Below are 13,614 nucleotides of genomic sequence, written 5' to 3'. Positions count from 1 at the left end.
CGCGCGCAAATCCTGTAGGCGCCGCCACAATCATGCACAGCAGCGCAACATATGATGTCATCGTCGTGGGCGGTGGGCACGCCGGGACGGAAGCCGCTGCGGCCGCGGCGCGGCTCGGGACATTGGTCGCGCTCGTTAGTTTCGACCCGACGCAGATCGGGACCATGTCGTGCAACCCGGCGATCGGGGGGCTCGGCAAGGGGCATCTGATGCGCGAGGTCGATGCGCTCGACGGGTGGATGGCGCGCGCGGCCGACGCGGCGGCGATCCATTACCGGATGCTCAACGCGTCGAAGGGCGCAGCGGTGCAGGGGCCGCGGATCCAGGCCGACCGCAAGCTTTATCGGAGGGCGATCCAGGATATGCTCGCCGCCGAGGCGGGCATCGTCGTTGTCGAAGGCGAGGCGGCGGCGCTGGTCCTGTCCGACGATGGTGCGCGTGTCGCGGGGCTAGAACTCGGCGATGGGACCAAGCTGGCGGCAGGCGCGGTGGTGCTCGCGACGGGGACCTTCCTCGGCGGGCGGCTGTTCCGCGGAGAGGAACGCATGGAAGGCGGACGCATCGGCGAGGGCGGGGCGCATCGGCTCGCCGAGCAGCTGCGCGCCGCCGACCTGCCGATGGCACGGCTCAAGACCGGAACGCCGCCGCGGCTCGACGGGCGCACGATCAACTGGGCGCGGCTCGCCGAGCAGCCATCGGACAGCGCCGAGGGCGCGAGCTGGACCTGTTCCACGTGGAACAATGCGCGGTCGGTGCCGCAGATCTTCTGCGCGATCACGCGCACCAACGCCGAATCGCATGCGATCGTCGCGGCGAATCTCGACCGCTCGCCCCTGTTCACCGGGGCGATCGGTGCGGCAGGGCCGCGCTATTGTCCCTCGATCGAGGACAAGATCCACCGCTTCGCCGACCGCGACGGGCATCAGGTGTTTCTGGAACCCGAGGGGCTCGACTCGGAACTCGTCTATCCGAACGGCATTTCGACCTCGCTCCCCGCCGATGTGCAACTCGCGATGCTGCGCACGATGGAGGGGCTTGAGAGCGTCGAGATGACGGTGCCGGGCTATGCGGTCGAATATGATCATATCGACCCGCGCGCGCTCGACCGGACATTGCAGGTCCGCGCGATCGGCGGGCTTTATTGCGCGGGGCAGATCAACGGCACCACGGGCTATGAGGAAGCGGCGGCGCAGGGGCTGGTCGCCGGGGCCAATGCGGCGCTCGCGGTGCAGGGGCGCGAGCCGCTGATCCTCGACCGGTCCGAGAGCTATATCGGGGTGATGGTCGACGATCTGGTGCTGCAGGGGGTGACCGAGCCGTATCGCATGCTCACCGCGCGCGCCGAATATCGGCTGCGGCTGCGCGCCGACAATGCGGCGACGCGGCTCACCCCCAAGGGAATCGCGCTCGGGCTGGTGCGGCCGGCGACCGCGGCGCTGTTCGACGAGCGGATGGCCGCGCGCGCGCGGGCGGCGGCCTTGCTCGACGCGCCGGTGACGAGTGCCGATTATGCGACGATCGGGCTGGCGCTGCCCGGCGACGGCGCGGCGCGACGGCGGATCGACCTGCTGCGCTTTCCCGGGGTGACGATGGCCAAGCTGGCGCGGCTCGCGCCCGAACTTGCCGCGATCGACGAAGCGATCCTCGCCGAGCTGGCCGAGGACGCGCATTATGCGCCTTATATCGCGCGGCAGGAGGCCGAGCTGCGCTCCCTGGCGGCGAACGAGGCGATCCTGCTCGACCCGGCGCTCGATTATGGCGCGATCGGCGGGCTGTCGCGCGAGATGGTCGAACGGCTGACCCGCGCGCGGCCCGAGACGCTCGGACAGGCGGGGCGGATCGACGGGGTGACCCCCGCGGCGCTGACCGCAATTCTGGTGCACAGCAAGCGGCGTGCGGCTTGAAGTTGACCGCGGACTGTTGTGCTGAAATCAGCAACATCAGCTGTAGGGATCGGGAACGTCGCCGGCGGGGGCAGATTGTTCCCACCTCAACTCCGCCTGCCTAACGAAAAAACGATTGGTACCGTGGAATGACCATTCGACACCGACACACTCACACATAAGCCTTTGTCCGACGTGCTTCGACATTGCTTCTTGTGACATGGCGCTCAGGAACTTGGCTTGCATGTCGTCGTTCACAAAATCTGGCATGACGTGATAAGGAAGCCCAATGTCACTCGGGTAGGGTGTAAGAGAAGTCAGGAAGATGCCGTGATGCATCTCGACGCCAACGATAAATAAGCGCTTCACTTCGCTGCCGGATGCGGCTGCGGCCTTTAACGCGGCATTCTGTTTAACGGCGAGCCGTTGCCGGAAATCTTCCGAATTGAAATCTGAGGCGATTGGGGGTTGGGGCGGCTGACTTATGCTCGCGCAACCGGACGAAAAGGCGAAAGCGCTAAGAATTATCCACGGACGCATCTTCGGAGATTAGATCACGCTTGAAAAGGTCGCTCGCATCAATGACCATCTCGGGTCTTCGGCGCCCTCTTTGTGTCTTTGTGTGAGAAATTCCGCGCTGGCAGTGCCTGCAAATCCTTCGTGCCTTTGCGCCTTTGCGTGAGGCTTTCAAAATCTCACGCAAAGGCGCAAAGGCACGAAGAAGGATAAGCCCGCTGCGCGGGGAAGGTGAAAGAGCGACGTGGCGGACGCCGAACTATTGGAAGATGAAGGCGCTGCGCGCGAGTGGCTGAAGCAGGCGTTTGCGCCCACCGCGGGGCAATGGGCGCGGCTCGAGCGGTTTGCGGCGATGCTTGTCGCCGAGAATGAACGGCAGAATTTGATCGCGGCTTCGACGATCCCGACGCTTTGGGTGCGGCATGTCGCCGATAGTGCGCAATTGCTTGCACTCGATACGGGCGGGGACGGGCTTTGGGTCGATCTGGGAAGCGGGCCGGGGCTTCCGGGGCTGGTCGTCGCGATCCTGTCGGAGCGGCCGATGTTGCTCGTCGAATCGCGCAAGCGCCGGTGCGAGTTCTTGCGTGATGTGGCGGGCGAGCTCGGGCTGGGGCATGTCGAGGTGGCCGAGGCGCCGCTCGAGCGCGTCGAAACGCGCACCGCGGGGACGATCAGCGCGCGGGCGTTTGCGCCGCTCGACAGGCTGATCGACTTATCCGCGCGTTTTTCCACCGAATCGACGCGCTGGCTGCTGCCAAAGGGCCGAAACGCGGTTAAGGAACTGGCGTTGCTGCCGCCGGCATGGCAGAGAATGTTTCACGTGGAACAGAGCCGCACCGATGGCGAAAGCCACATCCTGGTCGGTCAGGGGCGCATCGCGCCGAAAAAGCGAGGGAAAGCATGATCCGCATCGCTGTGGCGAACCAGAAGGGCGGGGTCGGCAAGACGACGACCGCGATCAACCTGGCGACCGCGCTTGCGGCGACGGGCTGGCGCACGCTGATCATCGATCTCGATCCGCAGGGTAATGCCTCAACCGGGCTCGGGATCAAGCAGGCGCAGCGCAAGCTTTCGAGCTACGAGCTGCTGCGCGGCGACGCGACGGTCGCCGAATGCGCGATCCCCACCGCCGTGCCGCGGCTCGACATCGTTGCCGCGACGGTCGACCTGTCGGGCGCCGAGATCGAGCTGATCGAGTTTCAGGACCGGCTGCAGCGGCTGCAACAGGCGCTGTCGGGCGCCGAGGCGGGGCAGTGGGACATTTGCCTGATCGATTGTCCGCCGTCGCTGGGCATGCTGACGCTCAACGCGCTGATCGCCGCCGAATCGCTGATCGTGCCGTTGCAGTGCGAATTTTTCGCGCTCGAGGGCTTGAGCCAGCTGCTCACCACGGTCGAGCGCGTGCGCGAGCGCTTCAACCAGAAATTGTCGATCCTGGGGGTCGCGCTGACCATGTTCGACCGGCGCAACCGGCTGACCGACCAGGTGTCCGACGACGTCCGTGAGGTCTTGGGCCCGGTGGTGTTCGAGACGGTGATTCCGCGCAACGTGCGGCTGTCCGAAGCGCCCAGCCATGGGCTGCCGGCGCTGATCTACGACCATCGCTGCCCCGGATCGATGGCCTACATCGCCCTGGCGCGCGAGCTGATCGACCGCCTGCCCAACGTCCGCAAGGCTGCCTAAATGTCTGATAATGATAAAGAAAGTGGCACGGTTTCGGCGGCTCCCGCGAAAAAGCGGCCGTCGGGGCTGGGGCGCGGGCTGAACGCGCTGTTCGGCGATGCCGCGGTCGAGGCGCCGGTGCTCGCGAGCCCGGGCGGCGCGGCGCGGGCTGCGGCGCCGGCCACGGGCGATGCCGTGCAGCATATACCGGTGGGGGCGATCCGCCCGCTGCCCGGCCAGCCGCGGCGCCATTTCGATGCGGATGCGATCGCCGAGCTCGCCGATTCGATCGCGGCGCGCGGCCTGCTCCAGCCGATCATCGTGCGCGCGGCGCCCGACGGGGATGGCTATCAGCTCGTCGCGGGCGAGCGGCGCTGGCGCGCGGCGCAGCGCGCGGGACTGCACGCGATCCCGGCGCTGGTACGTGCGCTCGACGATGCAGCGACCTACGAGATCGCGCTGGTCGAGAATATCCAGCGGCAGGACCTCAACGCGATCGAAGAGGCGGGAGCGTATCGCAAGCTGATCGACGATTTCGGCCATGGCCAGGAGGCGCTGGCCAAGCTGGTCGGCAAGTCGCGCAGCCATGTCGCGAACCTGATGCGGCTGCTCGACCTGCCCGAAAGCGTGCAGGCGCTGGTCGGCGACGGGTCGCTGGCGATGGGGCATGCGCGCGCGCTGATCGGCGCCGACGATGCCGAGGCGATCGCGCGCAAGGTCGTCAAGGAAGGCCTGTCGGTGCGCGCGGTCGAAGCGCTGGTGCGGACGGGCAAGGGCGGCGGACGCAAGGCGCCGATCGAATATAAGAGCATCGACGGCGGGCGCGACCCCGACATCGTCGCGGTCGAGCGGCACCTGTCCGAACTACTCGGGATCGGCGTCGCGATCCAATATGCCGGCGGCGGCAAGGGCGCGCTGACGCTCAAATTCGCCTCGCTCGACCAGCTCGACATGATCTGCCAGCGGCTCTCCGGCGAATCGATCTAGAGATCTGCCGGAGGCATGAATTGATTCGCGCAGAGGCGCAGAGAGCGCAGAGGAACAGCGCGGCTTTGCCTTTCTGCGTCCTCTGCGCCTCTGCGCGAATCCGACCCCGCGGTTAGGGTCGAATCGATCTTTAGGGCCGGCTTAATTTGTGCCGAACCGGGCCGTTATAAGAATTAGACGGTCCCCACTGTCACCCTGAACCAGCATCAAAGCGCTGATTTTGCTTGCTTTCCATGCGAAATGCGGGCCAATCGCTAATGCGCCATTAACCATGGTTGTTGGGCAAAGGCTGAACGCCTCGTCCGTAGAAGGGCGGCAGCGATGGGGTGGGATTTCCAATCGCTTCAGTTTGACCAAGGGACCAAAATTTATGCGCAAAATTGCTCTGAAGCGCGCCCTCATGGGTGCCGCGATTGCTGCCCTCGCCATGAACGCCTCGGCGGCGCATGCGGCGTCGGCCACGGGTACGGCGAAGGCGAAGATCCTGCGCCAGATCACGCTCACCAACACCAGCGACCTGCAATATGCCACGGTCATCAGCGGCGCGACCGCCTCGACCGTTGCGGTGTCGACCGCGGGTGCTGCGACCTGCGGCGCGGGCCTGACCTGCACCGGCACGACGAGCGCGGCCAATTTCAACATCGCCGGCACCTCGGGTGCGGTGGTGCTGGTCGGCGGCGATTCGTCGGTGACGCTCAACGGTTCGCTCGGCGGCACGATGTCGTCGACGCTGACCTATTCGGCGAGCAACGTCACGCTGACCGCCACCGGCGGCAGCTTCCAGGTCGGCGGCACGCTGAGCGTCGGCGCCAACCAGACGGCGGGCGACTATTCGGGGACGTTCAACGTCACCGCCAACTACCAGTAAATTTCTACAGGGTGGGGGGTCCGGCGGGCGCTTGCGTCTGCCGGCCGCAAAAGGGTCGTCGGGGTACCAGCCCCCGGCGGCCCTTTTTGCTGGGTTCCAAACGGCCCTCTCGACACGAACGGGATTATCGGGCGGCCATCAGCCACGCTTGCCGGCACGTGGCCGCCCTATGGTTAGCGAAATATCAACCATGTTGGCGCAACAGGGAGGGGACTGCCGGACGGTGTGGGCCGACCGGTTTCCTAAATGGTGGGGACCATTTCATGTTGCGATTTTTGAAGGGCTTCAGCCTGTTTTCGGCGGCCGTGCTTTGCGCGGCGGCCGTGCCCGCGAGTGCCGCGGGCGACCTGCTCGTCGCGCCGACGCGCATCGTCCTCGACGGATCGCGCGGGACCGAGGTGGTGCTCAACAATATCGGCAGCGCGCCCGCGACCTATCGCATCAGCCTCGAGATCAAGCGCATGACCGCGCTCGGCGGGCTCGACGAGATCGAGGAGGCGGACGCGAACGAGGCGGAGAAGGCGGCGCTGGCGATGATCAGCTTCAACCCGCGCCGCGTCACCCTGCCGCCGAACCAGCCGCAGGTGATCCGCGTCGGGGTGCGCGTGCCCGAGGGCACGCCGGCGGGCGAATATCGCGCGCATATGCTGTTCCGCGCGATGCCTGACGCCGCGCCCGCGAGCGATCCCGCCAAGCCCGCGAGCAGCGGCGTGTCGATCGCGCTGACGCCGATCTATGGTATCACCATCCCGGTGATCGTGCGCGTCGGCGAGCTGGGCGCGAGCGCCGAGATCGGCGAAGCGCGCGTCGAGGAGACCGTCGACGGCCCCGCCTTCGCCTTCGACCTCGCGCGCACGGGCAATCGCTCGGTCTATGGCGATATCGAGGTAACGCGGCCGGGGCTCGCCGAGCCCTTGCTGCTCGCGCGCGGCATCGCGGTCTATCCCGAGGTCGGGCAGCGCAAGGTGTCGCTGCGCGTGCCGCCCGAACTCGCAGCCAAGCTCAAAGGGCCGGTCAAGATTCGCTACAGCGAGGATCGCGAGATCGGCGGGGGCACGATCGACGAGGCCGACCGGGTGGTGAAATGAGGTAGCGGTAAGGCAAACCCAAGAGCGCCGCGATGTTTCGCGCGGTTCTTGCACGATTTTTCCCGGTCCTGGTGGCCGGGCTGGCGCTGGCCGGGCTCGTCCCGACCGGCGCCCATGCTGCTGAAAAAGTAGAGCTTTCCGATGGGTGGAAACCCAATGAGGACGACAGCTGGCTGTTCGACGTCCGCTCGGGGCAGTACCGCCTTGGCGACGGGGTGCGCGGCTACCAGACGCCGTCGGGGGTGTGCGTCGACCTCGCCGACGTCGTGCTCGCGCTCGATCTGCCGGTACGCGTCGACAAGAAGTTGCGCCGCGCAACCGGCTGGGTGTTCGACGAGCGCCGCAGCCTGACGATCGACCGCGATGCGGGCGAGGTGCGGAGCGGCAGCCGCAGCTTTCCGATCGGCGCCACCGCGATCCGCGACACCGCGGCGGGCTGGTGCGTCGATGTCGAGCAATTGTCGGCGTGGCTCGACCTGCCTTTGGTGCCCGACCTGTCGAATGCGGTGCTGCGCATCGATTCGAAGGAGAAATTGCCCTTCCAGCTCGCCGCCGAACGCCGTGCGCGCGCGGCGGGGATCAAGCCGGCGGCGCAATTCGACCTCGCGAGCCTGCCGCAGGCGTCGCGCCCCTATCAGATGTGGGCGACGCCCTCGGTCGATGTCGTCGCGTCGCTCGGCGCGGTGTCGGACAAGCGCGGCGGCGACTATGTCCAGGCGCGCTACGAGGTTTTCGCGGCGGGCGAAGTGCTCAAGCACAGCTTCGACGCACGGCTGTCGTCGGACAACGAGGGCGTGCCCGACAGTCTGCGCATGCGGCTCTATCGTACCGATCCGCAGGGCAATCTGCTTGGGCCGTTGAAGGCGACGCATTATGCGGTGGGCGATGTCAGCCTGCTGTCGACGGGGCTCGTTGCGCAGTCGGCGCCGGGGCGCGGCGCGGTGCTGACCAACCGCCCGGTCGAGCGTCCCGACGCTTTCGACAAGACGAGCTTTCGCGGCGACCTGCCCGCGGGCTGGGACGCCGAGCTTTATCGCAACGGGCAGTTGCTCGCCTTCACCAGCCCCGATTCGTCGGGGCGCTACGAATTTCTCGACGTTCCGCTGCAATATGGCTCGAATCGCTTCGAGATCGTGCTCTATGGCCCGCAAGGACAGATAAGGCGCGAAATCAAGCAGTTGCAGGTGGGCATCGACTCGATCCCGCCGCAGCAGACCTGGTATTGGGCGGGATTCGCGCAGGAAAATGCCGATCTGATCGAGTTCGGCAACCGCCGGCGCGGGCCGTTCCGGCGCGGCTGGCGGGGGACGCTGGGGATCGAGCGTGGGCTCGATTCGCGCACGTCGGTCGCGGCCTATGCGCATAGCCTGGTGATCGAGAATGTCCGGCGCAACTATGGCGAAGTCGCGCTGCGGCGCTCGATCGGGCCGACCTTGCTCGAAGTCGCCGGTTCGTACGCCGATGACGGAGGCGGCGCGGTCCGCGCGGGCTGGCTTGCGGCGTTCGGCGAGACCTATGTCCGTGCCGAGGCGATGCGCGGCTGGGGCGGTTTCACCTCGGACCGTTTTGTCGGCAATATCAACGGGCTGTACCAGATATCGCTCGACCAGTCGGTCAAGCTGGGGCGCACGATCCTGCCGCTGCATTTCGACCTGCGCCATGTCGACCGGACCTCGGGCATCCAGAGCCTCGAAGCGTCGGCGCGCGCCTCGGCGAGTTTCCGCGCGCTGACCTTCACGGGGCAGCTCGACTGGATGCGGACCAAGGTGCCGATCGGCCCCGATCCGCCCGACAATGTCACCGCGACCCTGCTGGCCAATGCGCGCATAGGGCGCGTGCGTCTCCGCGGCGAGGCGCGCTTTGCGCTGTCGGGCGCCAATGCCGATTCGCGCGCGACGCTGATCGCCGAATGGGCGGGCAAGCACGACGCCGAATGGCGCGCCGAACTGGGTTACGACAAGGGGCTCGACCGCGGACGCGCGGGTATCGGATATACGCGCCGTTTCAAGGCGTTGCAGCTGACGGGTTTCGGCGAGGTGGCGAGCGACGGGTCGGTCGCCGCGTCGCTATCGCTCGCCTTCAGCTTCGGGCCGAAGCCGCGAACGAGCGCGGGTGCGGGCGGTGGCTGGCGACTGTCGAGCGAGAAGCTCGGCGGGCGCGGGCAGGTGAGCGCCGAAGTGTGGATGGACGACAATGGCGACGGCATCCGCCAGGCCGGCGAGGCGGCCTTGCCCGATGTGCCGCTGACCGCGGGCAACGCCTTCATCGAGGCGGCGACCGACAAGGCCGGCGGCGCGACGATCGACGGGCTCGAACCGTTCCGACCGGTGATGATCGGGGTCGACGCGGGCAGTCTGCCCGATCCCTATATCCAGCCCGCGCTGCCCGGTGTCGTCGTCACGCCGCGTCCGGGCGTCGCGACGCGGGTGATGATCCCGATGACCGCCGCGGGCGAGATCGAGGGCGTCGTCATGCGCGACGGCGGCAACGCGGTCGAGGGTCTGGGGCTCGAACTGGTCGATGCCGAGGGCCGCGTGCGCGCAACCACGCTGAGCGAATTCGACGGCTATTTCCTTTTCGAGAGCGTGGCTTACGGGCGCTACACCGTGCGCCCGGCGAAGGCGTCGGCGCAGTTGCTGCGGCTCGATGCTGCCTTTGCGGTGAGCGCCTCGCCGGGCAAGGCGACCCCGCGCGTGCGACTGGGCACGCTGGCGCTGAAACCGGTGGCGCGGGCGCTGGCGGAGGGCGGCAGGGGGGCGACGGGCGAGGGGAATGACACGCGCGGGCCACCGGGTGGGTTGTAGCGGCGGATTACGGGTCTAGCGTCCCTCTCGCCTTTGGTGCTGAAAATCTCGCACGAAGGCACGAAGGCACAAAGAGGGTTTGCGACTTCGAGGGCGGCATTGTTGTGATTTGGCGAAGCATTCGTCACCGTAGCCCTGAGCCTGTCGCCGGGCGCCGGTCCGAGAAACGCCCTTCGACAAGCTCAGGGCTACGGTTTTGTTTGATCGCTAAAACTCTTGAATAAACGGGGAGGCACTGACCCGCTTCGTGCCTTCGTGCCTTCGTGCCTTCGTGCCTTTGTGTGAGCTATTCACAAGTTTGCCGTAGAAGCGCGAACTTCTGGAAATCGAAACCGTCCTACAGCCGGTCCATCCGCAGCCAGCTCTCCTTGCCCAGCCACGCCTTGTCCAGCGCGCGCCGCGCCGCGGCGGCTTCGAGTTTCTTGCCTTGGGCGGCTTCGCTGCGGCTGAGGCCGTAGAGTGCCCAGCCGTTGTTCGGGGCCTGCGCCAGCGCGGCGCGGAAGGCGTCGCTCGCTTCGGCGCGCCGGCCGGCCTGGAACAGCGCGGCGCCCAGCGACTGGCGGACCGGATAATACCAGTACGTCGGCTCCTGATAGGGGAGCGCGGCCTCGACCGCGATCGCCTGACGGTAGAAGGCGATGGCATCGTCGTAGCGGCGCTGTTTAGCGGCGAATCGGCCGCGGGCGACGAGCTCGGCGAGTTTGACGAGGTCGGGCCCGGGGACGCCCTGCGCGACCATGTCGGCGAAGGCGTCAGACGTGCGCAGCGTCTCCATCGCGGCGAGCTCGCGCTCGAAAGCGGAGCGGTCGCCGCGCTGCGCCTGCGCGACGGCGCGGGCGTAATGGCGCATCGCGGTGGGATAGGGCAGGCGCGCGTCGGGGGCGGGCATGGCGAGGATCGCCTTCGGGTCGGCGAATTGCGCCATCGCGAAATAAGGCGCGGCGTCGATCGACTGGATCCACGCGACACGCGCCGAGGTCGCGGGGTCGAGCACCGCGCCGAGGCGCTTCGCCTCGCGCACCGCGGTTGTCATATCGCCCGCCATCTGCGCCGAGGTGACGATGAAATGGATATTGTGCGGATAATAGCCGTAGCGCACGAGCCCCTGGTCGCCGGCGCCAAGGATATAGGCTTCGTCGGCGCGCGCCGCCGCGATGTTGACGCGGATCGAATCGGCGTGGCGCCCGCGCAGCTGGTAGATATGGCCCGGCATATGGACGAGATGCGCGGCGCTGGGTGCGCGCGGGTCGGCGAGGCGGTCGGCGGCGGCTTCGGAGCGTGCCGGATCGACCGATTCCATCAGGTGGATGTAGAGATGGTTCGCTTGCACATGCGCCGGGTTGCGCGCGAGCACGGTCTCGACGAGGCGCACCGCTTCGCCGCTGCGGCCGACCGGGGTCTTTTTGTCGCCCTGCCAATAATTCCACGGGCTAGTGTTCATCGCCGCCTCGGCCGCGAGCACGGCGACATCGTCGTCGGCGGGGAAGCGCCGCGCGACATCGAGCATCGCGTCGGCATAAGCGGCGTCGAGCACGGCGCGGTCGGCGGCCGGGTCGCGCGAATAGCGTAGCGCCACCGCCTCGATCAGCGCGCGCTCGATCGGGGTCGCGGTCGTGCGCAGGGCCATCGCGCGGTCCATCGCGGCGAGGGCGGTGCCGCGGTCGCGGTCGTCCATCGGCGCGTTGATATTGGGGCCGAGCGCGAGCGCTTCGCCCCACCAGCAGGACGCGCAGCCGGGCTCGCGCCGCTGCGCCTCGCGGAACGAGCGCACCGCGCCGGCGTGGTTGAAGCCGTAGGTGAGCAGCAGTCCTTGACTGAAATAGGCGCGCGCCTGCGCGTCTTGCGCCGAAACGGGGAAGGGCGAGGCGGTGAGGTCGGGATAGAGCGGGATGGTGCCGCCGGCGCTCGCCGGGGCGGCATGGGCGCTGGCGATCAGCAACTCGCTCGCAAGGTTGGCGCCCGCGCGGCGACCGCCGCAAAAGGCCTTGGCGAGGCGCGTGGGATCGAGGGCGTCGAGCGCGGCGGTCGAGAAGCCCGTCTCGGCGGGCGGGCTCGCGAGGGTGAAGCCCATGAAGGCGACGACGGCTGCTTTGAAACTCCGGTGCATCGCAAACCCTCCCCAAGGCGCGGAACAACCGCGGCAGGCTATCATAGAAGGCGCACGACCCCAAGCGCGTGGCATAAGGGAAACGCGGGCAGCGTTAACCTTTCCTTATCCATATTTGCCCACAGCGGACGACGAGCAATATTTTGCCTGTGGGGAGTCCGAAATGTCGAATGCGTCCGGTTCGAAGAACCGCCCGACCAGCGCCGATGTCGCGATCATCGGGGCAGGACCTGCGGGGCTGACCGCCGCCTATCTGCTGACGAAGGAAGGCTATAAGGTCACCGTGATCGAGAAGGATCCCGTCTATGTCGGCGGGATCAGCCGCACGGTCGAGCATGAGGGCTTTCGTTTCGACATCGGCGGGCACCGCTTCTTTTCGAAGAGCCAGGAGGTCGTCGACCTGTGGAACGAGATCCTGCCCGACGATTTCATCCAGCGCCCGCGGATGAGCCGCATCTATTATGAGGGCAAATTCTATAGCTATCCGCTGCGCGCGTTCGAGGCGTTGTGGAATCTGGGCGTTTTCCGGTCGACCCTGTGCATGGCGAGCTATGCGCAGGCGAAGCTGTTTCCGAACAAGAAAGTGCGCAGCTTCGAGGACTGGACGATCAACCAGTTCGGGCGGAAGCTATATTCGATCTTCTTCAAGACCTATACCGAGAAGGTGTGGGGCATGCCGTGCGACGAGATGTCGGCCGACTGGGCGGCGCAGCGCATCAAGGGGCTGAGCCTCGGCGCCGCGGTGCTCGACGGGCTGAAGCGCAGCGTGGGACTCAACAAGCGGCCCAATGACGGCATGGCGACAAAGACTTTGCTCGAGACTTTCCGCTATCCGCGGCTGGGGCCGGGCATGATGTGGGACGCGGCGCGCGACAAGGTCGAGGCGGGCGGCAATCATGTGCTGATGGGGCACAGCTTCAAGCAATTGACGCAGGATCAGGTGAGCGGCCGCTGGCGGCTGACCGCGAACGGGCCCGATGGCGATGTGGTGATCGACGCGGGGCATGTGATCAGCTCGGCACCGATGCGCGAGCTCGCGGCGCGTATCCATCCGCTGCCGGCGTGCGCGCTGAGCGCGGCACCGAGCCTCAAATATCGCGACTTCCTGACCGTCGCGCTCAAGATACGTTCGGCGGATCTGTTCCCCGACAACTGGATCTATATTCACGACAGCAAGGTGCAGGTCGGCCGCGTGCAGAATTTCCGCAGCTGGTCGCCCGAAATGGTGCCCGATCCCGAACTCGCCTGCGTCGGGCTCGAATATTTCTGCTTCGAGGGCGATGGACTGTGGGCGTCGCGCGACGAGGATCTGGTCGAGCTCGCCAAGCGCGAGATGGCGATCCTGGGGCTCTGCGATCCCAAGGATGTCGTCGGCGGCGCGGTGGTCCGGCAGGAAAAGGCCTATCCGGTCTATGACGACGATTATGCGGCGCATGTCGAGACGATGCGCAGCGAGCTCGAGGCGCGTTACCCGGCGCTGCACATGGTCGGGCGCAACGGCATGCACCGCTACAACAACCAGGATCATGCGATGATGACCGCGATGCTGACCGCGCGCAACATCGTAGCCGGCGAGCGCGTCTACGACATCTGGGGCGTCAACGAGGATGCCGAATATCATGAAAGCGGCACCGAGGGCGAACAGGCGGCGCTGGCGTCGGTTCGCGACGTGCCCGCGCGCGTCTCGAAGGCCGCGTAA

The 13,614-nt window shown here is 66.9% G+C and carries 10 protein-coding genes; 8 read left to right on the top strand and 2 right to left on the bottom strand.

Annotated elements, in window-relative coordinates; genetic code table 11:
* The first annotated feature begins 32 nt into the window (after positions 1-32).
* On the top strand, positions 33-1,904 hold the full coding sequence (gene mnmG / locus BWQ93_RS15910; protein ID WP_077031366.1) for a tRNA uridine-5-carboxymethylaminomethyl(34) synthesis enzyme MnmG: 1,872 nt from the start codon (positions 33-35) through the stop codon (positions 1,902-1,904).
* Positions 1,905-1,940: 36 nt separating this feature from the next.
* On the opposite strand, the gene BWQ93_RS21170 is transcribed toward mnmG, so the two are convergent.
* Entirely contained in the window at positions 1,941-2,423 is a 483-nt protein-coding gene (locus BWQ93_RS21170; RefSeq protein WP_077031365.1) for a hypothetical protein, read from the bottom strand.
* A 220-nt stretch (positions 2,424-2,643) separates the two neighbouring features.
* On the opposite strand from BWQ93_RS21170, the gene rsmG reads away from it, so the two are divergent.
* The 6 genes from rsmG (at position 2,644) to BWQ93_RS15875 (ending at position 9,808) form a co-directional block, all read left to right on the top strand.
* The gene (gene rsmG / locus BWQ93_RS15900) at positions 2,644-3,303 is read left to right on the top strand and encodes a 16S rRNA (guanine(527)-N(7))-methyltransferase RsmG (RefSeq protein WP_077031364.1); all 660 of its coding nucleotides are present in this window, start codon (positions 2,644-2,646) and stop codon (positions 3,301-3,303) included.
* Positions 3,300-4,082 carry a ParA family protein gene (locus BWQ93_RS15895; protein ID WP_077031363.1) on the top strand — a complete coding sequence of 261 codons (783 nt, stop codon included), beginning with the start codon at positions 3,300-3,302 and terminating at the stop codon, positions 4,080-4,082. Before rsmG ends, BWQ93_RS15895 begins: the two co-directional genes overlap by 4 nt.
* Positions 4,083-5,048 (top strand): ParB/RepB/Spo0J family partition protein, encoded by a 966-nt coding sequence (locus BWQ93_RS15890; protein WP_077031362.1) that lies wholly within the window; start codon positions 4,083-4,085, stop codon positions 5,046-5,048. It begins immediately after the preceding gene.
* 370 nt (positions 5,049-5,418) lie between these two features.
* The gene (locus tag BWQ93_RS15885) at positions 5,419-5,916 is read left to right on the top strand and encodes a DUF4402 domain-containing protein (protein WP_077031361.1); all 498 of its coding nucleotides are present in this window, start codon (positions 5,419-5,421) and stop codon (positions 5,914-5,916) included.
* A gap of 263 nt (positions 5,917-6,179) precedes the next feature.
* Entirely contained in the window at positions 6,180-7,004 is an 825-nt protein-coding gene (locus BWQ93_RS15880; RefSeq protein ID WP_077031360.1) for a hypothetical protein, read from the top strand.
* 32 nt (positions 7,005-7,036) lie between these two features.
* Positions 7,037-9,808: an MSCRAMM family protein gene (locus BWQ93_RS15875; RefSeq protein ID WP_077031359.1), complete on the top strand. Its 2,772-nt coding sequence runs from the start codon at positions 7,037-7,039 to the stop codon at positions 9,806-9,808.
* Positions 9,809-10,145: 337 nt separating this feature from the next.
* On the opposite strand, the gene BWQ93_RS15870 is transcribed toward BWQ93_RS15875, so the two are convergent.
* On the bottom strand, positions 10,146-11,915 hold the full coding sequence (locus tag BWQ93_RS15870) for a hypothetical protein (protein ID WP_156878263.1): 1,770 nt from the start codon (positions 11,913-11,915) through the stop codon (positions 10,146-10,148).
* A gap of 163 nt (positions 11,916-12,078) precedes the next feature.
* On the opposite strand from BWQ93_RS15870, the gene BWQ93_RS15865 reads away from it, so the two are divergent.
* Entirely contained in the window at positions 12,079-13,614 is a 1,536-nt protein-coding gene (locus BWQ93_RS15865; protein ID WP_077031357.1) for an NAD(P)/FAD-dependent oxidoreductase, read from the top strand.

The sequence above is a fragment of the Sphingopyxis sp. QXT-31 genome (assembly GCF_001984035.1).
Taxonomy (GTDB): domain Bacteria; phylum Pseudomonadota; class Alphaproteobacteria; order Sphingomonadales; family Sphingomonadaceae; genus Sphingopyxis.
This window is presented reverse-complemented; position numbering and strand designations above follow the sequence as displayed.